Raw genomic sequence first — 24,549 nt, 5'->3', positions numbered from 1 at the left:
ACCGACCCAACCGATGTTGGTTTTACAAGGCATACGCCCCGATCCAACCCGCGCTGGTATCGGGGCAAAAAAAAGGGGCATGGCATCGCCACACCCCCATAGCACGGCCCCATCAGGCTTTATGACCCGGTTGAAGGTGTAGTCGTATTGCTGCCAGAAGAAGACGAAGAAGATGAGGAAGACTTGGACGTGTTGGACACGTTGATCAACTTGCTCATGGGGATTGTGGCCCCACCCATCTGCACCTGCATGTCGTTGGTGCCGGTCTGGATACCGGTAATGGTGCCCGTAACGGTAAAGGGCACATCGGACGTATTGCCCGCAGAATCCATGGTTTTGACCGCAACGCTGTATGCGCCGTCGGCCAGTTTGTTGCCCTTGTTGTCCGTGCCGTCCCATGTCCAAGTGTTGGTGCCGTTGCTGGCGGTAACCAGATCGTCCTTGACAATGGTGCCCGCCGAGTTGGACACGGCAATGGCCACGGTCTGCCCCGAGCTGCCATTGTAATTGAGTGTGGCCGAGCTGTTCTGCAACGGCAGGGTGGTGCTGCTTGCCGTAGCCTGCGACCCCACCAGCGCACTATCCGCACTCAGTTGCCCGCTCTCGTTCAGGGAGATGAGCGAGGAAAGCTTGGAGTTGGTCTCCACCTGCTGTTCCACCCCGGCAAACTGCACCAGTTCGCTGGTGAACGAGTCCGAGCTCATGGGGCTGCTGGGGTCCTGATGCTGGAGCTGCGTGGTCAGCAGGGTCAGGAATGTGGTGTAGTTATTGGCAAGGGAAGACAGCGCCGCCGTGCTTGACGCGGAAGACGTGGATGCGGATGACTGGCCGGACGTGGCCGCCGAACTTTTGGCCGTTGCTTCCGCTGCCGAGAGCAGGGTGTACTCGTTGGTTGTCAGTGATGTCGAGGACATGTGCCCGCTTCCTTCCTGTCTGCCTGTAACGCGCCCGGGTCAGGCGGTAATGTTAACCCCACGTCCATCATACGAGCGTGTGGCAGGAGAAGCCCCCCCATCCACCTGCGCCTGATCCGCCGCCAGCCCCTGTATGGCTGGCAGGACGCTGCCAGCCCACGCGTTCCCGCCAGAAGGCTGGTGGCCGCCCTGCCCGGCACTGGTATCCGCCCCGCCAAAAGCCCCGCCTGCCGTGCTGCCATTATCCTGCTGGCTGGCATTGTTGCCGGTGTCGCTCGCACTCACAACATCAATCTTGATCTGCCCTACGTTTACACCCGCCGCATCCAATGCTGCAACAAGCTCGTGCCGGGTGTTGGCCAGATGGTGCGCGGTTGCGGCATCCTCGCTTTGCAGGACAACGCCGGTCGTCACGCCATCACTCCCCTGCACGCGCACATGGACGGGGGTGGAATCGGCGGTCATGACCGTCATGGACACACCCGTATCCGCACCAGCGAGGGGGAACAGGCCCGTGGCCATGCCATCTTCCGCCGTGGAGGCGGGAAGGGCCGCGGCCTGAGGGGGGGCGGCCTGTGCGGTACGCCCACCATCCAGCGCCGAACCCAGCGTGGACGCAAAGCTGGAAGCCCCCTGTGCGGCCTCCTGCGCCAGCGTACTGGCCGAGGCCGCACCATCGGCCAGCACTGCCTGCCCTTCCGCCTCCGCGCCCGTACCGGGCTGGTCGGAAAAACCGGACTGGTTCTGGCCCGTGGCCTCCTGCACAGCACTCCCCAGCGCCATCATGGCCGTGGGGGCACTGGGCGCCAGACCACTGGTGGCGCCTGCTGTCAGGGAAAGCCCGGCAACCCCGTCCGGCACCTGTGCGCCCTGCGCGGTGCCGGTGGTCCGGGTTACGCTGACATTGCTGACCGCCGCGGCAACCTGCTGGAGCGTGAGCGCCACCTGCTGGGCCGTATCCGGAGTTGCATCCTGTGCGCTACCTGTCTGGGTGGTGGCAAGGGACGCGGCATTGACATGCGCCTCATGGCTCCCTGCGCCCATGACCCCGCCTGCGGCGGCACTGGCGGTAACGGTCTGGGCTAATGTGGTCTGCGCCACCGGCACAGCCTGCGCGCTGCCCAAAGCCGACAGGCTGGCAGACCCGACCCCTGTCATACGTGTGGTGGGCTGCGCCACGGCGGAGGCAAGCCCCAAGGGCAGAGCGCTCAGGGGCTGAACCCCCAGACCCGCAGTCAACGCAACAGAACCGCTCTGCCCGGCAACGGTGGACAGGCCCAGCGTCCCCAACGCATCTGCCGCAGCCTGAGCGCTCCCTTGCACCGTACTGGATGGAGGCAGCGCCCCTGTGACCGGCCCGGTACCGGGCTGTACAGCCGCCACCGGTGCGGAGGCAGCCTGCGCCCCCCCGCCCTGTGCCGCGTCAGCCGTATTGCCTGCCCCTGTGGCTGTGGCTGTGGAGGCATCAGCCCCGGCCTGCACCCCAGCCACACCCGGGGCGGCACCCGGCACCACGGCGGCACCCTGCATGGCCATTTGCAGCAGCATGTCCGCCATGTTCCAGACCGTTGTGCCCTGCCCGCCCTGCCCGGCATCCGCTGTGGCGGCACTGGTGGTATCCGCCCTGCTGTCCGCCTCAACCGTTGCATCATGAGCACTGCGGCTGCCGGACTGGCCTTTCTGAGTGTGGGCGGCCTGAGTCTGGGGGGGTGTCGCAGCCTTGCTGGTGCTGCCCTTGCCCGCCTTTGCACTGGCCGTGGCATGGGTATGGTGCCCATCCGCCACCGTATGCGCGCCGGACTGGGCGTCGGTGGCGCTGCTCTGGCTGGTGGTATCGTCTGTTGTGGCGTCGGTCTGGTCCGTGTCCGCCTGCTGTGTGCTGCTGGCGGCACTGGTGCTGCCGGACTGTGTGGTCGTCGCACGCGCCTGCGTGGTGGTGGCCGGGGCGGACATGCTTTTGAGCACCGCCGCAAAACCACTGGTCTGCCCGGACGCGCTGGAGGCAACCCCCATGGTGCTACGCGATGCAATGGCGGCCAGCAGGGAGGAAAGCGGTGCTTCCTGCGCGTTTTCGCTCAGGTTGGACCCACTTGTTGATTTGATACCCATTACTTGCTCCCTCCCGCCAGCGGACGCGCCGCCAATATTCCCCTACGCTCAGGCCGCTGCGGCCGCACCGGGGTTAGTGGCCTCGGACAAGGCAGAATCCAGCTCGGCAAAGGTTGGCATAAACGCATGCGGTATGTCCTTACGCCCGATTTCCGCGCAGATCTGTGGCGGGTTGCCTTGCAGATGCGCCACAAATACCGTGCGGATCAGGTCCTGGTACCGTGCGTCCTGCATGATCACATCGCGCATTCTAGACGAAAGTGGGGCCACAATGCCATAAGACAAAAGCACCCCGAGAAAAGTCCCGACCAGTGCGCCTGCGATCATCTCACCCAGAATGACCGGCGGCTTGCTGATGGAAGCCATGGTTTTGATAACCCCGAGCACGGCGGCCACAATGCCAAGAGCTGGCAGGGCGTCTGCAATGCTTTGCAGGCTTTCGGAAGTATGCAGCTCTTCGCTCAGGTTCTTTTTGAGTTCGCGCCCCATGACCTCATCAAGCTGGTAGGCGTCATCCATGTTCAGGCTGACCAGACGCAGATAGTCGCAGATCAACGCACGGGTTGGCACATCGTCCCGCACATTGGGGGAGAGTGCGAAAATGCTGCTATCGTTCGGGTTTTCAATATGTTCTTCAAGCGCCATGTTGCCCTTGGACTGCGCAAGCCGCATGAAGCGGAACAGCGTGACCAGCAGCTCCGTATAGGCCGCCTTGTTGTAGCGTGGCCCCTTAACGGTGCGGCGCAGATAGTGCGGGAACTCCTTGAGCACGTCCTTGGAATTGGACATGACAAAAATCCCCACCGCGGCCCCGAGAATGGTCAGCAGTTCGAACGGCATGGACATGATAAGGGGTGCCAGCGCCCCCCCGGATGCCACAAACGAACCAAATACGCAGAGCAGCGCAAAAATGAGCCCCCCGATGAACAGCATTTAACGGTCTCCACTTCCATCTACTTGCACCAGGCGGGCACATATTGCCTGCGGCACGGTCATCATCGTGTTACGGGCGGACTACTGCGGCGCGGGTGTCCACGTATCCTGCGAGGGCTGAAAAGGCTGGTCCACTGGCGGCTGGCCCTGCGCCGCACCGGGCCGTGTTACGCTACGCACCCGCACACCCCGATGCCGCCGCGTGGCGGCGGGAGCCGGGGCAGCGGGGACTGGTGCTGCGGGGGCCACGGACGGGGCCGCAGGAGCAGGAGCCTGCCCGCCTGCGGAAGGGGCTGGCGCATTCCCCGCCGGAGCGGCAGGCGGAGTAGCAGACTGGCCAGCCTGCCCGGCGGACGGCGGCACTGCGGGTGCGCCACCACCGGCGGTCAGGGGCACAATGGCCCCGCCATCAGCCCCCGGATTGACAAAGCGGCGGTGCAGGATAAGCACCACGCGCCGGTTGGCGGCGGAGGCAGGGTCTGCCGGTAACGCAAGGTCCCGATCCGCACGGCCTGATACGCTCAGAATATTGCGATCCGGGTAGCCTGCCTTGACCAGCACTTCCCGCGCGCCATCGGCCCGCAGGGCGGACAGGGTCCAGTTGGACATCCCCGCGCCATGTTTGGTGGCGCGATACTGATCCGCATCCGTATAGCCTACTATGGAAAGCTGCTCCGGCATGGGGGCCAGCCAGGCGCCAATCTGCTCCAGCATCTTGCGCCCGGCGGCATTGGGGGTGGCGGAGGCCGTGTCGAACATGGGGGTGTTGTTGGCGTCACGCAGTTCGATCCGGATATCATCCCGCCCGAAGGAGACGGACATGTTCCTTGCCGCCGCCTGCGTATCGGGGTTCTGCTCCACGGACTGTTCCAGCCCCTGCACCATGTTATCGATCCTGGACTGCTCGGCCGCAGCGGCCACAGGGTTGTCCACGCCAATGGTGCCAATGTTTCTGCCGCCCCCGCTTTCCGGCCCGCCGACGGGAATAATGGCGGGGGATGCGGGGGTCAGGTGCGCCTTGAGCCCACGGGTAATATTATCGGGCGACCCGCCATCTTCCGAGCGGCGGGGGGCATCTCTGGCGCCGGGCTGTTCACCACCGTCATCCACAGGGGCATCCCCGTCCTTGACCTTGCGCAAGGTGGTCCCTGCGGTCAGGGGAGAAGGCGATGTTTCGAGCATGCCGTTGGAGGAGCCAAGGCGGGTGTCTTTGTCCGCCATGGGGTTAAAGAACTGCGCAATACCCTTGCGCTGCTCCTCCGTTGTCGCATTCAGCAGCCACATGACCAGAAAGAAGGCCATCATGGCCGTCATGAAGTCGGCGTACGCAATTTTCCACGCGCCACCGTGGTGGCCATGTTCGCCGGAATCGGACACACGTTTGATAATAACGGGCCGTTTTTTGTTATCTGGCATGGGGTGCTATTGCGACCTTAGGCGCCCTTGTGGTGAACCATGCCAACACGGCAGCCCGGCTTGCCATGAAATGCGGCACGGCCTGCATGTGTCAGATTGATGGAAGTATCCAGCCAGACTTCTCCTCCGATTTCGCGCCAGCGGCGGCAGAAGGTAAAGTCCTCGCTCTGGTAGGTTCCGGTTTCGGGGTCGATGCTGCCATCAAACAGGGCATAGGCGGTGCTGCCTGTTTCGCCATTGGCGGCGTCTATGCGGGAATAGGCGGTCTCGGGATAGGCCTTGACCATGCGCTCAAGCGCGCCACGGCTGATGAGCATGAACCCCGTACCCGCGTAATGGGTTTTAACCATCGGGCCTTTTTCAATCTGCTGGTGCATGGCCTCGGTCTCGCCCACGTAGCGCAGGGATGCGGTCTCCTGCGGTTCGCCATGGAGCATGTTTTCCTGCGTGGTCTTGTCCCAGAAATACTGGCGGATCGGATAGGCCCCGGCCACCACGTCCTTGCCCGCGGCCAGCAGGCGGGCCGGAGCTTCAGCCGGAAAACCGATATCGGCATCAATGAACAGAAGATGTGTTGCGTCAGACAGGGTCAGGAATTTGTGCATCAGGGTATTGCGCGCACGGCTGATCATGGCGTCATCCCCCAGCAGGGACAGGGTCATGGGAACCTGAAGCACACCGGCGCAAGCAATGATGGATTCCATATACTCCTGCGTCACCATCCCGCCAAAGCACGGGGTCGCAATGAAAATCTTTGCGGGTTGCTGCTCTGTCTGTTGCATACGTTTTCCTAATCACTCACGAGGGTGGGGAGAAACGGGTCACATGGTACACGATCACTGTCAGCCCCCTATGATCTGTAAGCGATAGCGGGCGCACTCCGCTTTCTCAAGGATCAAACATAAGAAAAGAGCCATGCGCCATCGTTTTTTCATGGCTTTGACGTTTACAGCCGCCAAATAATACCCCTTGCCCGACCTACGGAAAAAACGGACGCGCACGTCGGGCCAGGTCGTCCAGCTCCGCCTGTTCGCGCCGGGCCAGCAGCACACGCGCTTCCTCCTCGCGCTTCTCCAGCAGGGTCTGCGCGGCCTTGAACGCGGCGTTGGCCTGTATCAGCTCCTCACGCACCCGCATGGAATCATTGCGCGTTCTGAGCACGACATGCTCGGCCCGCACCACGTTTTCCTGCGCTATGGGCAGCCAGAGGCGAAAGGATTCCCGCCCGGCATCGCCCTCGGCCTCATCCCGCTCCACTTCAATCTGGGTCAGCTGCCGCTCCAGCTCGGCCAGAGCCGCACTTTCGGCCGCCAGCGCACGGGCCATGCCTGCGCGGGCCTCGTCCACCTCCTGCTTGCGCACGCGGACCAGCGCGTGCAGGGAGCGGATTCGCGCACTACTCATGCAGGCTCAGCTACGATAACGCGCCCCGCAGGGCATCAAAACTTTCGGGCAGGGTCGCACGCTCGCCCTTGCGCTGCTTCAGCATTTCCTCCACCGCCGGGGCTACACGAATGGCTTCGTCCACACGCTGGTCGTTGCCGGGGCGGTATGCCCCCAGACGCACCATATCCTGCATCTCATCCCATGTGGACAGGCAGGAGCGGGCTTGCAGCACAAGCTGGTTTTCCTCCTCCGTCAGGCATCCCGGCACGGTGCGCGAGAGCGAACGCAGCACGTTAACCGCAGGGTAACGGCCAGATTCCGCAATACGGCGCTCCAGCACCACATGCCCGTCCAGAATACCGCGCACGGCATCGGCCACGGGTTCGTTCTGGTCATCCCCTTCCACCAGCACGGAGAACATGGCGGTCATCTGCCCTGCATGGCCGTGCTCGTCCATAAGCCCCGGACCTGCGCGTTCCAGCAGGCGGGGCAGTTCGGCAAAAACACTGGGCGGGTAGCCACGCGTGGCCGGTGGCTCGCCCGAGGACAGGCCAATTTCCCGCAGGGCCTGACAAAAGCGGGTCACGCTATCCATCAGCATCAGTACCGACTTGCCCTGATCGCGGAAGTGCTCGGCCACGGCCATGGCGGCATAGGCGGCCTCGCGCCGCATAAGGGGGGATGTGTCGGACGTGGCAACCACCACAACGGACTTGGCCAGCCCCTCCGGCCCCAGATCATCCTCCACAAACTCGCGCACTTCGCGCCCACGTTCCCCTACCAGCGCAATAACCGCCACATCGCACGCCGTATTCCGCGCGAGCATGCCCATAAGGGTGGATTTACCCACACCAGAGCCTGCAAACAGGCCAAGGCGCTGGCCCTCGCGGCAGGTGGTAAACAGGTTGAGCGCACGCACCCCAAGGTCTATGCGCGGGCCAAGGCGCGCACGCATGGCGGCCTCGGGCGGGGCGGCGTGGAGCCGCTGGGCCGTGCCCTCGGACGGCAGCGGGCCTTTGCCATCCATCGGGCGGCCCATGGGGTCCACCACCCGGCCCTGCCAGCCAGCATTGACCATGAGCGTACCCCCCGCCCTGCGGCGGCGCTGCTCCGGATCATACAGTAAAAAGGTTGCCCGGCAGCCCGAGCCAATACCCTCCAGCGAGCCAAAGGGCATGGCAATGGCAATATCCTGCGCAAAGGCCACAATTTCGGCCTGCGTCTGCCGCCCATCCAGCCCGTATATGGTCACGCGGTCGCCTACGCCGGTAAAATCCCGCAGCCCGCTCAGAGAGACAGAGAGCCCCGAAAGCCCGGTGACCCGCCCTTCCAGCAGCCCGACCGGCACATCATGCCGGGGGCTGGCAATGGCGCCACGCACCGCCTCCATCACACCGGAAAGAGCGGATACGGATGCCTCGACAGACGAGGGGGATTGCGGGTCCAGACTCACGTTACCAACCAAACAGATGCAGTGTTATACGGCCCTGCCCCAAAGGATAACGGGCAGACCAGCGCGCCTAGAACAGGCTGGAATAAAGGTCGCCCGAGGAATCATCCCCACCGAACAGGGAGAGGATGTCATCATCACTGCTCCCGCCGAACAGGTCGAGCATGGAAGCGGGGGTATCTGGCGTTTGCGGGTTGATCTGCAACATGGCCAGATACTGCTCCGCATACTGCTGGATCTGCTTGGGGGTGGACAGCTTGCTGAGATCCACCTTCTTGGACAGCAGGCGCACCTGCTGGTCGTAGTCCAGCGCGCCAAACTGGTCCGGGTCGTAGCCCGATACGGTTTCTGCCACCTTGAGCAGGGTCGGGTCCGACATGAGCTGCGCCAGAGAGGTGACGCTGCTCATGGTGCGGGTAAAGTACAGGGCATTCCCCACACCGTTATCGCTCAGCGCGCTGCTGCTTTCGTACTGCCGCATCTGGTAGCTTTCCACGATGCTCTGGATCTTGTCAGACGTGAACGGTGTTGCGCTGACGCTGCCCCCGTTAGCGCCCCATACCTTGAAGTCCGTTGCAAAGCTCTGCCACGTGCTATTGCCCGAAGCACTGGCCAGCGACGTGGAGGAACTGGGGTCCTGCGTGAGCAGGGAGTTCAGCAGCGTGGTCTCATTACTCGACGCATCAATCCCGAACGCGCCGGTAACCACACTCAGCACGGCGGTATTGCTCAGCAGGGCCGAGGCAGTGGTAATGGAGCCAGCCGCGTTTTCAAAATTCGTAAGACCCGACTGCACCAGCGTATTGGTGTTGCTCTGGAAGCTCGCACTCAGGGACGCCACAAAAGACGTGGACATGATAGCGCCCTGACCGTTGTTCTGCCCCCATGCCTTGAACGCCTGCGCAAAGGTCTGCCATGCCGTATTGCCCGATGTCTGGGCCAGCGATGTCGCGGAATCGGGGTCCTGCGTCAGCAGGGTCTTGACCACGGCCGGGTCGGCGGCAAGGGAGCCCAGACCATACGCCCCCAGAACAACCTGCAGGGCGCTGCTGTTGCCCAGCAGGCTGTTGACCGATGTAATGCCCGCCGCATCGCTTCGGAAGGACGCAATCGCGCTTGTGGTGCCGGTGTCGATGACATCCGCATATTTGGCGGCAATGGAACTGATGGTCGCAGCGGTAAACGGCGTGGACGCCGCCACACCATTGTTCTGCCCCATGCTCTGGAAGGTCGTGGCGAAGTCCTGCCATGCTGTGCTGCCCGAAGCCTGCGCCAGTGATGTGGAGGAGGTGGGGTCCTGCGTGAGCAGCGCGGTCAGGATCTTGCTGTTATCCGTGCTGGAATCCAGCCCGTAGGTGGACATGACCATGGAGAGCACGGTCTGGTTGTTCATCAGGTCGGAGGCGGAGGTCATGGTCGCGGCCTCGGCCTTGAAGGCATTGACATTGTTATTAACCGCCGAACCCACCGCAATGCTGTAGCCTTGGGTAATGGTGGTCATGGTCATGCTGGTAAACGGCGAGGCGCTGGCCGTGCCGCCGTTTTTGCCCATGTCCTGAAAGGCGTTGGCGAACAGTTGCCACGCCGCATTGCCCGATGTCTGCGCCAGAGAGGTGGAGGAGGACGGGTCCTGCGTGAGCAGCGCGGTCAGGACCGATGTATCCCCTTCCAGCGCATCCATGCCATAGGCGCTCAGCACAACATTGAGCACGGCCGTATTGGCCAGCAGGGCAGACGCGGTGGTAATGCCAGGGGCCGCATTATTGAACGCGGCGAGATCGCTCTGAAGCGACTGGGTCGTATCCGTCTGGTATTCGTTGACAATGGACGTAATGGTGGAAGAGGTCAGCGGGGAAGTCTGCACGCTCCCTCCGCCCTGTCCCCATGTCTTGAACGCATCGGCAAAGGCCAGCCATGTGGCGTTGCTCGATGATTTGGCCAGCGATGAGGAAGAAGTCGGGTCCTGCGTGAGCAGCTTCTGGACCAGCGCGGTAGCCGAAGCATACGAACCCATGCCATACGCGCCAAGCACCACGTTCAGCGCCGAGTAATTCTTCATCAGCCCGGAAACGGTGGTAATGGAGGCGGCGGCCTGTTCAAACCCGGCGGTAGCCTGCTTGGTGGTCACATCCGTTTTGGCGTAGGTAGAGGCAGCGGCATCTTCATTTTTCAGGGCCGTCAGATACTGGCTTACCGGCGAGATACCGCTAATGCTCATTAATCCAATCCTTTACGTACTGCACACCAATGCCGGACCCTGTCGTGCAAGACCCCAGAAAACATAGACCTGTGTCTATCATACGATTTTGTCCCCGACAAAGCCACAGGAATATGCCCCGCCGGGCCTGAAGCGCCTCTCAAGGCTTTCCATGCGCCTTACTCTGCCGTATCCTTGTGCGCACCGGATTATGGTCTCGTCGTGGCGGTTGTGTTGGACATGGTGGAGCCAGCTATCCATTGCGCCCCGTTAGTGATCGCATTTTTTGCTCTCGCCACCAGCAGGAATCTTCGATGTTCAAGTTTTTCATCAGCAGCGACGCTACTCCGGACCAGAGCGAACGCTTTGTGCGGCTGAACGCCCATGTCCCCGACCTTGTGCGCTCCGTGGGCGTGGACGAGCACACGCTGGACGCACAGGCCATGCGGCAGATGAACCTGATTTCCGCCGAATGCCTGTTCTCGCACGCAGCATTTGCGCAGGCCCTTTCCCACGTTGCCCTGTGGGGGAACGTGGCCCAGCACCAGACCGCCGCCCACGTGTTTGAAAGCAACGCCGTGCTGTGCGCCAATTTCGAGGCCGAAAGCACGCGCATTCTGACCAGCCTGCCGCAGGACTGGGACTTTGTTCTCTGGGGCAACACGCCCGGTTCCACGCTCCAGTTTGATGTTCTGCCCGAACTGGCCCTGTTCAACGGTGCGGTGCAGCCCCCTTACTCCGCCCGTGGCGCAGGCGCGCTGAGCGAAATGGAGGTAACTTCCCTCGCCTTCCCGCTTCTGGCGACCCAGAGCGTGTGCGGCTATGCCATTTCCCCCACAGGGGCCGCAAAAATGATCAAGGCGTGCCTGCCGCTGACAAGCACCACCGTCCCCGCCGCCAACCCCACGGATGGCAGCATGGCCGCACAGACGCTCCAGCAGTTGATGAGCCTGCATTACTCGACCATGAAGGCCTTTGTCTGCGTGCCTCCCCTGTGCATGACAGACGCAGCCGCGCCCGCCCTTTAACCTTATTAAAAAACACAGCACGGAACCCGCCAGATGCACACAGGCAGCTCCTTACCCGCCAAGGCCATCCCCCGCCCCGTACAATGGCTGGCGCAGGCGGCAACCGGGCTGCTCTGCACGGCACTCGCGGGCTGCACCCCCCCCGCCGCACCGTATCTGGAAAAAGGGAAAACCCTGTCCGAAGCCGGGTTTATTGCCCATCCGGCCGATACAACCGCGCGTTACGCCATGATGAACCTGCTGCCACCGGGGCAGTTGACCTACCGTCCCTCCCCCGATGGCCCGATCTACCTTTACGCGGACCCCCTAGGGTGTGGCTGCGTGTATATGGGCTCGGAGACCGCGTTCAGAACCCTGAACAACATGACCGCCGCAGAACTGCGGAGCAAAAAGAAGCAGCCCCCCTCCGTTGTGGATGAACTGGCCGCCATGACGGCGGAAAACCGCCGGGATACCTTTTTGTGGGACTGGAGCGCCTGGTACGCAGGGGCCGACCCCGCCGGAAACCAGCCCCGCAAGGTCATGGGCTCTTACTGGTAAGCTGGCGGCTCCCTCCAGAGGACGTTACACATCACTCCGCAGGGCCAGCGCCCCGGCGTGACTGTCCACCGTATAACCACCAGAAGCCCCATACCCTGTACGCTGCTCCTGTGCTGCGTCATCCAGCACAAGCTGGATCAGCGTGCCCTGAGCGGCAATAGCACTTTGCAGCAGGTCCTCATTGGCACGGACCAGCATGTTAAACTGTCTTGCCGCCGCCTCCAGCTCCGTGCTTACGCCAGCACTGCGCTGCTCGGCGGTCAGGGGACGGGTCTGTTCCAGTGGCAGCAGCTTACGCAGAGTTTCCAGCACTGTGCGCTTACGGGGCAGCAGTGTTTCCACATCCTGCCAGCGGCCTGTTTTCAGCAGGGCATTTTCCTGCTCCAGCAGGGCGCTTACGGCCCCGAACGCCTGTAACAGACGGCTTTGCAGATCCTGCGGCGTATCGGTCATGATTTACCTGCTTCCTGCTGGGCTTTTTCCTGCATGGCCAGCATCTGACGGTAAACACTGTCGGCCAGACCAATGCCACCATTATTGGCAATCTGCTTCCCCAGTTCCAGCACCTGCAACGACCGGAACTGGGCTTCCGCGGCACCGCCACCAAACAGGCCGTTGGCGGTATCCACCGTGTCAAACATCGGCTGGAGCATTTCGCCTATGGTCATGCCTTCGAACTCGACGGCGGCCTTGCGGGTTTTTTCCAGCGCTTCCGCCTTCAGCCCGGACTGGGTGGAGGCGGTGTTCTGTGCGCTGGCAATCTGGGCCGCGCTCACATTGGCTACCGTGCTCATGCTCTGCCTACCTTACTTCCAGATCGGCCTGAAGGGCGCCATCGGCCTTGATGGCCTGCAAAATACCAATCATGTCACGTGGGCCCATGCCCAGTGCGTTCATGCCCGCCACAAGGCTGGCCAGTGTTGGCCCTTCACGCAGGATACCCAGTCTGTGCGAGCTATCCGTGCTCACATTGGCCTGCGTCCGTGGCACAACGGCAGTCACACCATTGGAGAAAGGGGCTGGCTGGACCACCTCGGGCGTTTCGGTCACCTGAATGGTCAGGTTGCCCTGCGCAATGGCCACGGTGCTGATCCGTACGCTATCGCCCATGACAATGGTGCCGCTGGCCTCGTCCACCACAACCTTGGCCATGGTATCCGGCTCGATCTGGAGGTCACCAATACGGAACAGGGTCAGCGACGCATTACGCCCGGTCAGGTCCACGGTAATGGTGCGCGGGTCATCCACCCGCGCCATGCGCGCGCCAATGCTGCGATTGATAACCTCGGCTATACGGGTCGCGGTGGTAAAATTGGGGTTGTGGAGCGAGAGGTGAATGACCCCTGTCTCACCCAGCTTGACCGGCACTTCACGCTCGACCACCCCGCCATTGGCGATATGCCCGCTGGTAGGAATGTTGCGCGAGACAGATGCCGCCGCCCCCCCCGCCGTAAAGGCGTTGGTCACAAGCGAGCCCTGCGCCACGGCATAGACCTCGCCATCAGCCGCCTGCAGGGGGGTTACCAGCAGGGTGCCCCCGGTCAGGTCCTGTGCGTCACCCACGGCGGAAACGGTAACGTCGATCCGCCCGCCCCCGTGCGAGAACGGCGGCAGGGTGGCGGTCACCATAACGGCGGCCACGTCATGCGTCTGCAACTGGATTTCACGGTCACGGATGTTCACGCCAAGGCGGTTGAGCATGCTGATCAACGTCTCACGCGTGAAGATGATGTTGGTCAGACGGTCACCCGTGCCATGCAGGCCCACAACCAGCCCGTAGCCGACCAACTGGTTGTCGCGCACGCCTTCGTAATCCACAATATCCTTCACCCGCACCGTAACAGCGTGGGCGGGAGAGAGCGGGACAAGCAGGGAGAGCATGAAAAACGCGGCCATGACGGCCCTGCCCCACCGCAGCACGCCAGACTGGCCCACCATACGATTCAAGGAATGGGCCGCCCTGCCACCATGCTGGCCGATCGTGCTGGCCTGCCCGTTGCTCGCCTTGAGGCGGTTCCGCATATACCTGTTTACCCCTGATTGGTCAGCCCGGCACACTGTGCAGGCGTATCACGTCAACTTGTGCCATAAGAATAGGCGCGCGGGCCAGCACATTCAATGCCCATGTAACCCGCCACGGGCCATGCCCAAAAGCCTTTTTTGTCCGCCCCCGCTCCACACCATGCCAAAAAGCAACACGCCCGGCCATACAGGGAGCCCAAGACCACGCAAAATCATGGCGTTACCCGAGCCTCCAACAAACAGGGAGGCCAGAACTATTGGCGGGACAGAGCCGCATGGACAGGGCTGTTCCAGACCGTGAATCCTTGCATGATCCGTACCGCAGGACTACAGCCATGTGAAAAATCGGTCAGACAAGGCCAGTATTACTTGTGCATCATCCGGTAAAGTCTTTACATGACGACCAGAGAACCACAACCAGCCAAGGAGCCAAGGGCCCCGTCATGCGGATAATTCCCGACCCGAGCCCCGCCAGACCGCGCATGACGTCACCCTTCCCCCCCGTCCGGTTCATCCGCTGGCTCCTTGCTGTTGCAGCCCTGACAGGTGCTGCCCACATGGCCGCAGGCGTCCCTCAGGCCCATGCCCGCTCAGCCGAGGCCGGGCTGTGCACGGAGGCCATGGCGCAGGCTGAACGCAACCTGCATATTCCCGACGGATTTTTATCCGCCATGGGGCGGGTGGAGAGCGGAAAGGCCGAATCCGACGGAACGGTTTCCGCATGGCCATGGACAATCAACGCAGCAGGCATCGGCCACCACTATAACAGTCAGGCCGAGGCCATAGCGGCTGTGCAGAGCTTTCGCCAGCAGGGCATCATGTCCCTTGATGTGGGGTGCATGCAGGTCAACCTGCAACAGCACCCCGATGCCTTCGCCTCGCTCGATCAGGCGTTTGACCCGCTGCGCAACGCCATGTTCGCGGGTGGCTTTCTGCTCCAGATGTATGACAAGACGGGTAGCTGGCCACGGGCTGCGGCGGCCTACCATTCCCAGACCCCCGGCATAGGCACCCCCTACCAGTGGAAGGTGCTGGAGGCATGGGCCGTGCCGCAAGACGGGCGGGAAAGCCCGCAGCCTGCGCAAAAGTCACCCCTTATGCCGCAGGTGTTCCCACACCCGGTCATGCCCGTCACCCATCATGGCCCGATGATGGTGGCGGAAGCCAGCACCGGCACGGGACCGGATGGCATGCCTCAGATCTCGCACCCCAAGGTGTTCCACCCTTTTCAGGGCATGCGGAACTTTGTGGAACCCGGCCCCGTGGGGAACAGCCGGGGCGGTGGCATGCGCGGACGCTCCCTTGCCTCCTACCGGGCCGCCCCCGTGGCGCGGGCCAGCGCTCCGCGCATCCTCGCACAAGGCAGCGAATAAGCCGGAGCGCCACACAGACGAACCCGGATGGTGCTTCAACCCGGCCGATAACACGCGAGCGTTCTGGCGATCAGCCGCCAGAACCTACGCGCTCCCGCCGCTCAGATTTTTTTGTAGATATAAATACTGTAGCCAGAATACGCGGTTTGAGAAATCTGACTGTATCCGCTCATATCTATAGAATATATATTCCCCATATAGAGCATGCCGGATGGCACGATCCGTATTCTGTAAACGGCATCACCGGAACCGAACTTCTCTCTTTCCAGTTTTTCCCATGCCTGTGGGTTATCTGACTGATATGCGGGAATGAGTTTATTTTTCCCTTCATTTTCATAAGTAATGAATCTATTGAAATCGCACGATACAGAAATACTGCCCTGTAATTTCCCGGCAACATTTTGCACATTTTCATAAATCTCAAAGCTCTTCTGACGCAGCGTATTGTATGTCTGGTCGTCCTGCTCAATCCAGTAGGCCTGCTGCGGGACGTAGTACAAAAATGTCACCACGACCTGCACCGCTGCAGAACCGGCCAGAAGGCAGGTCAGAACTTTTTCCCGCATGGCACCGAGTGACTCATTTTTCTGACACGCAGAAATCAGACCTAATAAAACACTCAGGGAATAGCAAAAACCATGCCATGGATAGCCGGGAGAAAAATAGGAAATATAAATGTAAAACAATGAAAAATTAATACTATTCAGGACAAGACATAAATATCTTTTTGTAACAAGAGGAATAATGATAATAACGATAAAAAGGGAGAGGATGTTAATATTTGAAAAGGTGTATCCTAAAGAGTTTACATGATCCCAGATTTTGCCATCCCTCTCGAACAGGAAGGTCATAAAATCCGATTGCGCCGGATAGGCAGAAATACCCAGAACCGTTTTTTCAACAGAATAGAAGAATGAGTAATTCCCTAAAGCATATCCTAACGCGAATAGAAACACGGCGGTAAGCAGTCTGAGTGGGTTAAGCAGACTATTCAGGAAACGTGTTTTTAATTTCTCATCACAGACAAGGAATGAAAAAAGCCCGGACAGGATAAAAATATTATACGGCTTCCAGGACAGCATGAACCCACAGGCCATGCCAAAAAGATAAACAAGAGCGGACTTATCTGTCTCTGAAAAATATACCTTGAGCAGAATATAAATTACAATGGAAAAAGAAAACACAGTGAAGGGAAAGTCATAATATACTTTCCCGCTCAGGTAGTACCATATCCCGCAGGACGATATGAATATACAGACAAGTACGGAACGAATATTTGTCCCAATATATCTGAATGCCAGGAAGTTAACTGCGAAAAACCCAGATGCCATAAAGAGCATGCTTGCTATAATAAATGGGCTGGCTGGGTAATGTGCAATACGCGATGAGATTTTGACAAATAATGTTGAAAAACCGTCTTTACTAAAGTGTCCAAAATTATGCTGAAATCCGGAATACAAATCAAAATCCGGAACATAATAATGGAATCTATAAAATATACACAATAATAAAAAATACAGAACCGTTAAAATCGTTACATTTCTTTCCATATAATTCCACACAATATTATACCTTTGTTTTATCATAATTATCCATTGTCCCAGACAGCTTTCCAATAAGCTTCATGATACCAGAAAAAATAAATGCCTTTTTTGTCGGGACATACGTTCCTTCTGGCGTTTTTTCGAGGAATTTGGCCATCTGTGCATCAAGTATCCGCTTTTGAAAGACAGAATCTGCAAACTGTTTCTGAAAAACATTTTCCTGAATTGCGCCATTCTCTACGGCGTAAAACACCAGATGGTAGGAAATGGACCTGTCAATGAAAACCGGACCAAAAACCGAAAACGTAAACAGGACAAAAAAGCCGATCACGGCCACGAGAAAATTTTCAAATGACGATTTGATAAAGGAATATTTTTTGACAAAATAAAACATCCCGGCCGGGATCATGGCAGATAAAATAGTGGATACGAAAAAGATGCTCAATCCAAACAAATAACTTTCGCATCTCATTAATATTAAATAAGAAACCACTAACGCCGCACAATATACCATGAAAAAATAAATTGTTTTCTTAAATGGCATTCTAATTCCAATCAATATTTTGTATTGATAATAGTCATGGCCAGTAGCAGCAACATGCTATGTTGTCTAGCTCTTACAGTTTGACGTGTAAGAGAGGCAACGCGCAAAACACCTTCAACACGCGGGCTCCTTACAGGTTATTCTGCACGCATCCAGCACATGCATTCACAAGCGAACGCGTGCGGATAAAGACCGATTCGTTGCATGCCAGAGTGCCACACTCAAACGGCCTCACACAAAACCAAACCTGAGATTACCGGCCTAGTCCAGCGCGCCCTTGCCCGGCTGCCATGTAGCGACCCATGTGCGCAGGACTGCCCCCACCTGCTCCAGCACCGGGCCAAGCGTGCGCTCCTGCGCGCGAAAAATACGCATGGTGGGGTACCAGGGGGAGGTTTCCCCCGTATCTCCCCACCGCCAGCATCCATCCCACCGGCTGAGCAGCCACACGGGTTTGCCCAGTGCGCCCGCCAGATGCACGACCGATGTATCGACCGAAATCACAAGGTCCAGATTCTCAATCAGGGCGGCGGTGTCGGCCATGTCGTGCGCATGGTCCATGATGTCGCACACCGGCTGGCCGTGCCAGGCGGCAAGGTCCTCCCGGCGGGGGCCAAGCTGGAGATTGACCAGTGTGGCGTCCACCGGGGTAATGGCGGCCAGCATCTGCCCCGCTGTTGTGGAACGGCGCTGGTCGGTCAGCACATCCATGGCTTTTGTGCGCCGCCCTCCGGACCACACAAGGCCAATACGGGGCCGCCGCGCTGGCAGCAGTTCCGCCAGACGCGCACAATCGGCTGGCACGGCGCCCAGATAGGGCACCTGTGCGGGAATATCGGCCAGTGTTTCCAGCCCCATGACAAAGGGCAGGTCGGGAATGGGCAGAATGGCATCATACCCATCCTGCGGGGCAAAATCCTGTTCCGTCACCACCCGGACCTGCGGGAAGGCAAGGCTGAGCAGGCGGGCCAGCGTTGTGGGCACAACCAGCGTAACCCGCGCCCCCTGCGCCACAACCATGGGCAGGTAACGGATGAACTGGAGCGTATCGCCCAGCCCCTGCTCCTGATAGAAAATCAGGTTTCTGCCCTGCAGGGGGGCCCCTTTTTGCAAGCGCGGCAGGGACAGGTACCAACTGACCGTATCCTGCACCAGCCCCATGCGGGCAAAGTAATAGGGGGCACCTTCTTTAAACTGCCCGGTTTTGAACAAAGCCACCGCATACCCCATGCGGGTGCTGGCATTATGGGGGTCATTTTCCAGCGCTTTTCTGTACCAGCCCAGCGCTTCTTCCGATCGGTTCAGGCGTTGCAGCACACAGCCCATGTTGTTGAGCAACGCGGTCGTGACCGGTTTTTTATCCCTGAACCACGCATCCAGCACCATATACCCTTCCTGCGCGTAGCCCGCATCCAGCAGGGCCACCACCAGATGCTCGCATGCATCCTGATGCAGTTCGGGGTGCTGCTGCATGATCTCGGTAAAAATGCGCAGGCCAGCGGCAACGTCCCCTTTGGTGACCAGCGCCGTGGCTAAAAAAACCTTGAGCTGGGCCATATGGGGCAGCGCGGTCAGCACCTTGCCCAGAATGGCCACGATCATATCGTAGCGCATGGTGTAGGTGGCCAGCACATCGGCCGCGGCCAGCAGCAGGGGCAGGTTGTCCTGATGCGCGGCAATAACGTCCAGCACAAGACGTTCGCCCGCAACATACTGCTGCGCATCAAAGATCAGCGTTGCCAGACTTTTAAGCCCCTCAGGAGTGGGGTTCTGCAACAGAGCCTGTCTGGCCTCCCACAGCCTTTCCACGGTCATGCCTTTGGGCAACCTTATGGTGGGGGCTTGTGCTGGCTGGTCCATTGGCTGGTCCTCTGTTCTCTCCACGGGTGTCGCCAGTGCGTCTAGGGCGTGGGGTGGGTGGCGTGCCATGTGGCCACCCATGTCTGCAGGGCCTCACCCATCTGCCGCAGCACGGGAGCAAAGGAGCGCTCCTGCGGGCGGAAAATACGCATGGTGGGGTACCATGCCGTGGTTTCCCCACTATCCAGCCACCGCCAGCAGGCATCCCACCGGCTGAGCAGCCACACCGGCCTGCCCAGTGCGCCCGCCAGATGCAGGACAGACGTATCAACCGAAATCACAAGGTCCAGACTGGCTATGATCGCAGCGGTATCGGCCATGTCCGTTACGCTGTCCATCAGGTCACAGACCGGCTGGCCATGCCACTCCGCCATATCCTCCCGCGGGCTGCCAAGCTGGAGGCTGACCAGCGTTGCATCCACCGGGGTCAGGGCCCCTGCCATAACGGGCAGCGTGCTCGAACGGAGCTGGTTGGCCATGACATCCTGCGCGGATGTCCGCCTCTCCCCCGACCAGACCAGACCAATGCGCGGCCCGGCTGCTGGCAGCAGGGCGGCAAAGCGCGCCACGTCCTGCGGGTCCGCGCGCAGGTAGGGCATTGTGTCGGGAATATCCGCCACACTCTGCATCCGGGTCACATAGGGCAGGTTGGGAATGGGCAGGGCATAATCAAAGCTCTCATCCAGCCCGAACTGCACCGCGTCACGCACGGTCAGCTCCGGGTAGGACTGGCTGATCAGCCGCACAAGAGAGCCCCCCACAGCCACAGTCACCCGCGCGCCGCGCGCCACCAGAACCGGGGCAAAACGGATGAACTGGAGCGTATCGCCCAGCCCCTGCTCCTGAAACAGTACAACCGTTTTGCCCGCCACGTCATTATCAGGTTGCAGGCGGGGAAACTGACCGAACCATTTTGTAACCGATGTCAGCTTGTGGGACCGCTGCGCAAACAGTTCCCACCCTCTGGCATAATGGCCTGCCTTGAGCGTGGCAATGGCCGCACCAAGCTGGATGCCTTCATCATGCGGGGCCATATGCAGGGCCTGCTCGTACCACGGCAGGGCCTCCTCCGCACGGTTGAGGCAGCCCAGCGCACACCCCACCGCGTTATACAGCGCAGGTTGCCCCGGCTCCTGCTGCACGGCGAACAGGAGGATGTTCAACGCCTCTACCGGGTAGCCCATGCGCAGGAAAACCTGCGAAATCTGCACCGTGGCCACCACGCGCTGGCTGGGATAGAGCTTGATGATGTCCGAAAACAGCGCCGTGCCGCCCGCAAGGTCCCCGTTCACAATCAGGGCCTGCGCCAGCAGGATCTTGATGGCGGGGTTATCGGGCTCCAGCAGCATGGCCTTGCGCAACAGCGCCACGGCAATATCGTACCGGAAGACATGCGTACTCAGCACAAAGGCGGCAACCAGCAGATACGCCACGTTATCGGGCTCGCGCCGCACCATTTCCAGCGACAGCCTGACCGCTTCCCCCGCCAGTTCGGCCCGGCACAGCTCCTCGCAGAGCTGGCCGACACTCATGGGCGTGGGATTTTGCAAAACGGCGTCTTTGCGGGCCACCAGCTTTTGCATATGGGCTTTTTCAGGTTCCCAAGTCGCTTTCATGTCGCCTATCTGCATCCTGTGATCATGGTGGGTGATCTTACCATACCGCCCCGACTTAACCAGACCCAACCCGCTGCAATACCCATGGCGGACAGAGCCGCACGGCCAGAACCATTTTCTGGCCTTGAATGACACTTGGTGATAACTGTAATAACTGGGGCACAGGCATGGCCCTCTATGGCGTGGCCGGTCCAGATGCGCGGCAGGATGGACCAGCGTCACACAATCCGCCACGAGCCGTGCCGCCCGGTTACAAAAGGAAACGTGGTTCTTGGATACTGCCGATGGCAACTCGGTCAACAAAGCCGCCGCAGGAAAACTGGCGGACAGAACCGCAGCCGCACGCCTGAGGTTTACATCGGGCTCGCGCCTGCTGACCCACGCGGCAGGCACCCTGCGCAATGGCGGGTGGAAAGCCCTGCCCTGGCGCGCCGCCGTGCCGGGGACCGATATAGGGCTGGCAGTGGGCGTGGTGCTTCTGCTGTCCATCCTGATCCTGCCGCTGCCCACCTTTATTCTGGATATGGGGTTGTCCATCTCCATCACCTCCTCGGTGCTGGTGCTGATGGTGGCGCTGTTCCTTGAGCGCCCGCTGGATTTTACCTCCTTCCCCACGCTTCTGCTGCTCACCACCCTTTTGCGCCTCTCGCTGGAAATTGCGACCACGCGCCTGATCCTCAGCCATGGCAGCGAAGGCCCCTATGCCGCAGGCCATGTTGTGGCGGCCTTTGGCGGGTTCCTTATGGGTGGGGATGTGGTGATCGGGGGGATCATCTTCTGTATCCTGCTGGTCGTGAACTTCATGGTCATTACCAAAGGGTCCGGGCGTATTGCGGAAGTGGCGGCCCGCTTCTTCCTCGACTCCATTCCCGGCAAGCAGATGGCCATTGACGCGGACCTGGCCTCCGGCGCGATCAACGAGCGCTCCGCCCGCGCCAAGCGCAAGGAACTGGAAGAAGAAAGCGCGTTTTACGGCTCCATGGATGGTGCCGCCAAGTTTGTGCGCGGCGATGCCATCGCCAGCATCATCATCACCGCCATCAACATTGTGGGGGGGCTGACCATTGGCGTGCTCCGTCACGGCATGCCGCTGAGCGAAGCCGCAAGCACCTTTACCATGCTGACCGTGGGTGATGGCCTTGTCTCCCAGATTCCGGCCCTGCTGGTGTCCACCGCCGCCGGTATTGTGGTGACCAAAGGTGGCACGGATGGCACGGCGGACGTTATTCTGGCCCGCCAGCTCAGTGGCAACGCCAAACCGCTTGGTGTGGCCGCCGCCCTGTCCGTCCTGTTTGCCCTGATGCCCGGCCTGCCCGCCTTCCCCTTTCTGGCCATTGCGGTCGTGGCTGGCACGGGGGCCTGGCTGCGCAGCCGCGCCCCCGCCGCCGACAGTGATGGGGACGTCACCGAAATTGCTCCGCAGGCGACCACCACCCCCATTTCCGACATTCTCAAGCTCGACCTGCTCCGTCTTGAGCTGGGCTTTGGCCTGCTGCCCCTGACAGGGGGAGACACCCCCCAGCTTGCCGAGCAGATCAAGGCGCTGCGCCGCTCGGTTGCGACCGAGATGGGCTTTGTCACCCCGCCTGTGCGTATTCAGGACAACATCCACCTGCCCTCGGAAAAATACGTCATCAAGCTCAAGGAGATCGAGATCGCCTCGGGCGAGGTCCGGCCTCACAAGCTGCTGGCCATGACCCCCTCTGGTGGGGCACCCCCCGTGGCAGGCGAAAAAACGACAGAACCCGCCTTTGGCCTGCCCGCGGTATGGATAGACCCTGCGCAGAAAACCAAAGCCATGGCCATGAACTGCACCGTGGTGGACCCGGCCAGCGTGATTGTCACCCATCTGAGCGAGATGGTGCGCAGCAACCTGCCGGACCTGCTGACCTATGTGGCCACACAGGCCCTGCTGGACGACCTGCCGCGTGAGCAGCAGAAGCTGGTCAACGACCTTATTCCCTCGCAGGTGCCGCTGAGCACCGTGCAGCGCGTGTTGCAGGCCCTGCTGGCCGAGCGTGTTTCCATCCGTGACCTGCCCACCATTCTGGAAAGCATTCAGGAAGCGTGCGGCATGGGCCTGCGCGGTATTGGACCGCTGACCAACCATGTGCGCATGCGCCTGTCCCGTCAGATCTGCAACGCGCTGGTTGGGCCGGGGGGATATATTCCCATTGTAACCCTTTCCTCCAAATGGGAATCGGATTTTATGGCGCATATCACCGGCCCGGCGGAAGACCGCAAGCTGGCCATGCCGCCTTCCATGCTCAATGTTTTTGTGGGAAAACTGCGCGATACCTTTAACGCCCTTTCCACAAACGGCGAAATTCCGGTTATTGTTGTCGCCTCCCCTGTAAGAGATTCCATGCACGCCATTGTCGAACGTGTCCGTCCTTCCATTTCCGTTCTGTCACAAGCTGAGATATACCCACGTGCCCGGATCAAGACAGTTGCGACCATATCGTGACAGTCCGCCAGAAGACCGCAGCATGGGAGTAGAATATGCAGGATAGTCCCTCCGACACCGCAAGCCAGAAGGTTGCGGAGCGCCGTCAGGGAAACACGCGGAAGGAATCAGCCGTGCCGGAACAGGCCACGGATGACAGTACAGCCGCGACCAATGGCGTAGCCCTGCCGGTCAGCCACCTGAGGGTAGAGGACATTCTGCGCTGGCACTCCGTGCCGCAGCCGCTCATTCAGGCCCTTGCAGGCAAAACACTGGCCGACGGGCTGAGCAATATGCTCTCCTTTGGCACCCTGCCCGACGCCACGCAGACCCCCCTTGCCTTTGGCGGGGCTTCCGGGTCAGGCAAAACGCTGGTGCTGGCCAAGCTGGCCGCACGCTACGTTCTGGCCGAAGAACACAGGAACAGCCCCCCACCCCTGATTATTGCGTGCGACCATACGGCTGGCAGCTTTGCCAAGCTCTCGGCTCTGCTCCAGCCCTATAATATTCCCATCATTCAGGGGAACACGCCCGAAATTCTGGCCGATGCCGTGCACCACAAGGAGCCGGGGCAGCCTATTCTGGTCGATCTACCGGGTATTTGCGTCTATTCCCCAGTCAGCATGGGCAGAATGATGCAGATGGTCGAACGTATTGGTGCAACACTCAGTCTGGTCTTGCCCGCCGGGCTGGATGCCGAGGAATCGGCCGATATCGGCTATGCCTTTGCCCAGCAGGGCGCCACCACCATGGTTGCCAGCAAAATGGATCAGGCAGGTCGGGTGGGGGGCATTATTGCCGCTGCCGCCTGCGGCTTAACCCTGACCTATGGCAGTTGCTCCTCCAGCATTGTGGGTGGGCTGGTGCCTCTTAACGCCTCCGTTCTGGCAAACCGGCTGCTGACCCTGCCCTCCTGAACAGCCCGAACAGACCACAGGGCCAGACCACCGGAGCGCAAGCCAGCGCATATACCCAGCATGGTCTGCCCACCCCCTTTCCGCCCCTTATCCCCGCAGCCCTGCGGGGAAAACCATTGCCAGTGGCAACAGGTTTTTCATTCTCCTGCGCAGGAGCCCCCCTTGCGGCGCGGCCTCCGCGTGTCTTCTCCGCCATTGTGCACAATAAACCCCGCCAATACCTCACCAACAAAAACCCCGACCATTCCATTATC

General features: G+C 60.4%; 21 protein-coding genes. 5 read left to right on the top strand and 16 right to left on the bottom strand.

Annotation, left to right across the window (positions count from 1 at the left end):
* Positions 1 to 119 precede the first annotated feature (119 nt).
* The 8 genes from HNR55_RS08575 to HNR55_RS08540 form a co-directional block, all read right to left on the bottom strand.
* On the bottom strand, positions 120 to 914 hold the full coding sequence (locus HNR55_RS08575; RefSeq protein WP_166113491.1) for a flagellar hook assembly protein FlgD: 795 nt from the start codon (positions 912 to 914) through the stop codon (positions 120 to 122).
* Positions 915 to 953: 39 nt separating this feature from the next.
* On the bottom strand, positions 954 to 3,023 hold the full coding sequence (locus tag HNR55_RS08570) for a flagellar hook-length control protein FliK (RefSeq protein WP_166113494.1): 2,070 nt from the start codon (positions 3,021 to 3,023) through the stop codon (positions 954 to 956).
* 48 nt (positions 3,024 to 3,071) lie between these two features.
* A complete protein-coding gene (motA, locus tag HNR55_RS08565) occupies positions 3,072 to 3,956 on the bottom strand; it encodes a flagellar motor stator protein MotA (protein WP_166113497.1) in 885 nt (294 codons plus the stop codon).
* 81 nt (positions 3,957 to 4,037) lie between these two features.
* Complete coding sequence (locus HNR55_RS08560; protein WP_198911914.1) at positions 4,038 to 5,372, bottom strand: flagellar motor protein MotB; 1,335 nt, start codon at positions 5,370 to 5,372, stop codon at positions 4,038 to 4,040.
* Positions 5,373 to 5,389: 17 nt separating this feature from the next.
* On the bottom strand, positions 5,390 to 6,154 hold the full coding sequence (locus HNR55_RS08555; RefSeq protein ID WP_166113500.1) for a hypothetical protein: 765 nt from the start codon (positions 6,152 to 6,154) through the stop codon (positions 5,390 to 5,392).
* A 196-nt stretch (positions 6,155 to 6,350) separates the two neighbouring features.
* On the bottom strand, positions 6,351 to 6,776 hold the full coding sequence (locus tag HNR55_RS08550) for a flagellar FliJ family protein (protein ID WP_166113503.1): 426 nt from the start codon (positions 6,774 to 6,776) through the stop codon (positions 6,351 to 6,353).
* A 10-nt stretch (positions 6,777 to 6,786) separates the two neighbouring features.
* Positions 6,787 to 8,148 (bottom strand): flagellar protein export ATPase FliI, encoded by a 1,362-nt coding sequence (gene fliI, locus HNR55_RS08545; protein WP_166113800.1) that lies wholly within the window; start codon positions 8,146 to 8,148, stop codon positions 6,787 to 6,789.
* A 130-nt stretch (positions 8,149 to 8,278) separates the two neighbouring features.
* Positions 8,279 to 10,426, bottom strand: a complete 2,148-nt coding sequence (locus HNR55_RS08540) for a DUF1217 domain-containing protein (RefSeq protein WP_184382650.1) — start codon at positions 10,424 to 10,426, stop codon at positions 8,279 to 8,281.
* A gap of 293 nt (positions 10,427 to 10,719) precedes the next feature.
* Between HNR55_RS08540 and HNR55_RS08535 the strand changes: the two genes are divergently transcribed.
* Together HNR55_RS08535 and HNR55_RS08530 are read left to right on the top strand one after the other, a co-directional pair.
* Positions 10,720 to 11,433, top strand: coding sequence for a glycosyl transferase (locus tag HNR55_RS08535; protein WP_166113506.1), 714 nt, complete (start codon positions 10,720 to 10,722; stop codon positions 11,431 to 11,433).
* A 33-nt stretch (positions 11,434 to 11,466) separates the two neighbouring features.
* The gene (locus HNR55_RS08530; protein WP_184382648.1) at positions 11,467 to 11,973 is read left to right on the top strand and encodes a hypothetical protein; all 507 of its coding nucleotides are present in this window, start codon (positions 11,467 to 11,469) and stop codon (positions 11,971 to 11,973) included.
* Positions 11,974 to 11,997: 24 nt separating this feature from the next.
* Here the strand turns inward: HNR55_RS08530 and HNR55_RS08525 are convergent, their stop codons facing one another.
* The 4 genes from HNR55_RS08525 to HNR55_RS08510 all read right to left on the bottom strand — a co-directional run bounded on the left by HNR55_RS08525 (position 11,998) and on the right by HNR55_RS08510 (position 14,182).
* On the bottom strand, positions 11,998 to 12,426 hold the full coding sequence (locus HNR55_RS08525; protein WP_166113509.1) for a hypothetical protein: 429 nt from the start codon (positions 12,424 to 12,426) through the stop codon (positions 11,998 to 12,000).
* Positions 12,423 to 12,767 carry a rod-binding protein gene (locus HNR55_RS08520; protein ID WP_166113512.1) on the bottom strand — a complete coding sequence of 115 codons (345 nt, stop codon included), beginning with the start codon at positions 12,765 to 12,767 and terminating at the stop codon, positions 12,423 to 12,425. Before HNR55_RS08520 ends, HNR55_RS08525 begins: the two co-directional genes overlap by 4 nt.
* Before the next feature lie 7 nt (positions 12,768 to 12,774).
* A complete protein-coding gene (locus HNR55_RS08515) occupies positions 12,775 to 13,869 on the bottom strand; it encodes a flagellar basal body P-ring protein FlgI (RefSeq protein ID WP_242005500.1) in 1,095 nt (364 codons plus the stop codon).
* A gap of 148 nt (positions 13,870 to 14,017) precedes the next feature.
* Positions 14,018 to 14,182: a hypothetical protein gene (locus tag HNR55_RS08510; RefSeq protein ID WP_166113515.1), complete on the bottom strand. Its 165-nt coding sequence runs from the start codon at positions 14,180 to 14,182 to the stop codon at positions 14,018 to 14,020.
* Positions 14,183 to 14,477: 295 nt separating this feature from the next.
* Here HNR55_RS08510 and HNR55_RS08505 point away from each other — a divergent pair, with 295 nt between their 5' ends.
* Positions 14,478 to 15,368, top strand: a complete 891-nt coding sequence (locus tag HNR55_RS08505) for a transglycosylase SLT domain-containing protein (protein ID WP_242005488.1) — start codon at positions 14,478 to 14,480, stop codon at positions 15,366 to 15,368.
* A gap of 101 nt (positions 15,369 to 15,469) precedes the next feature.
* Here the strand turns inward: HNR55_RS08505 and HNR55_RS08500 are convergent, their stop codons facing one another.
* The 4 genes from HNR55_RS08500 to HNR55_RS08485 all read right to left on the bottom strand — a co-directional run bounded on the left by HNR55_RS08500 (position 15,470) and on the right by HNR55_RS08485 (position 20,932).
* Positions 15,470 to 16,918: a hypothetical protein gene (locus tag HNR55_RS08500; protein WP_166113521.1), complete on the bottom strand. Its 1,449-nt coding sequence runs from the start codon at positions 16,916 to 16,918 to the stop codon at positions 15,470 to 15,472.
* Positions 16,919 to 16,934: 16 nt separating this feature from the next.
* A complete protein-coding gene (locus HNR55_RS08495) occupies positions 16,935 to 17,456 on the bottom strand; it encodes a hypothetical protein (RefSeq protein WP_166113524.1) in 522 nt (173 codons plus the stop codon).
* A 261-nt stretch (positions 17,457 to 17,717) separates the two neighbouring features.
* Entirely contained in the window at positions 17,718 to 19,385 is a 1,668-nt protein-coding gene (locus HNR55_RS08490) for a tetratricopeptide repeat protein (RefSeq protein WP_253545368.1), read from the bottom strand.
* The gene (locus HNR55_RS08485; RefSeq protein ID WP_242005490.1) at positions 19,358 to 20,932 is read right to left on the bottom strand and encodes a tetratricopeptide repeat protein; all 1,575 of its coding nucleotides are present in this window, start codon (positions 20,930 to 20,932) and stop codon (positions 19,358 to 19,360) included. Before HNR55_RS08485 ends, HNR55_RS08490 begins: the two co-directional genes overlap by 28 nt.
* A 394-nt stretch (positions 20,933 to 21,326) precedes the next feature.
* Here HNR55_RS08485 and flhA point away from each other — a divergent pair, with 394 nt between their 5' ends.
* Positions 21,327 to 23,399: a flagellar biosynthesis protein FlhA gene (gene flhA, locus HNR55_RS08480; protein ID WP_166113814.1), complete on the top strand. Its 2,073-nt coding sequence runs from the start codon at positions 21,327 to 21,329 to the stop codon at positions 23,397 to 23,399.
* Between the two features lie 35 nt (positions 23,400 to 23,434).
* Entirely contained in the window at positions 23,435 to 24,295 is an 861-nt protein-coding gene (locus HNR55_RS08475) for a P-loop NTPase family protein (RefSeq protein WP_166113527.1), read from the top strand.
* The last annotated feature ends 254 nt before the right edge of the window (positions 24,296 to 24,549 follow it).

Origin of the sequence: Acetobacter lovaniensis, from assembly GCF_014207635.1 — a bacterium.
Lineage (GTDB): Bacteria > Pseudomonadota > Alphaproteobacteria > Acetobacterales > Acetobacteraceae > Acetobacter > Acetobacter lovaniensis.
The sequence above is the reverse complement of the archived record's forward strand: the minus strand, read 5'-3'. Positions and strand labels throughout refer to the sequence as shown.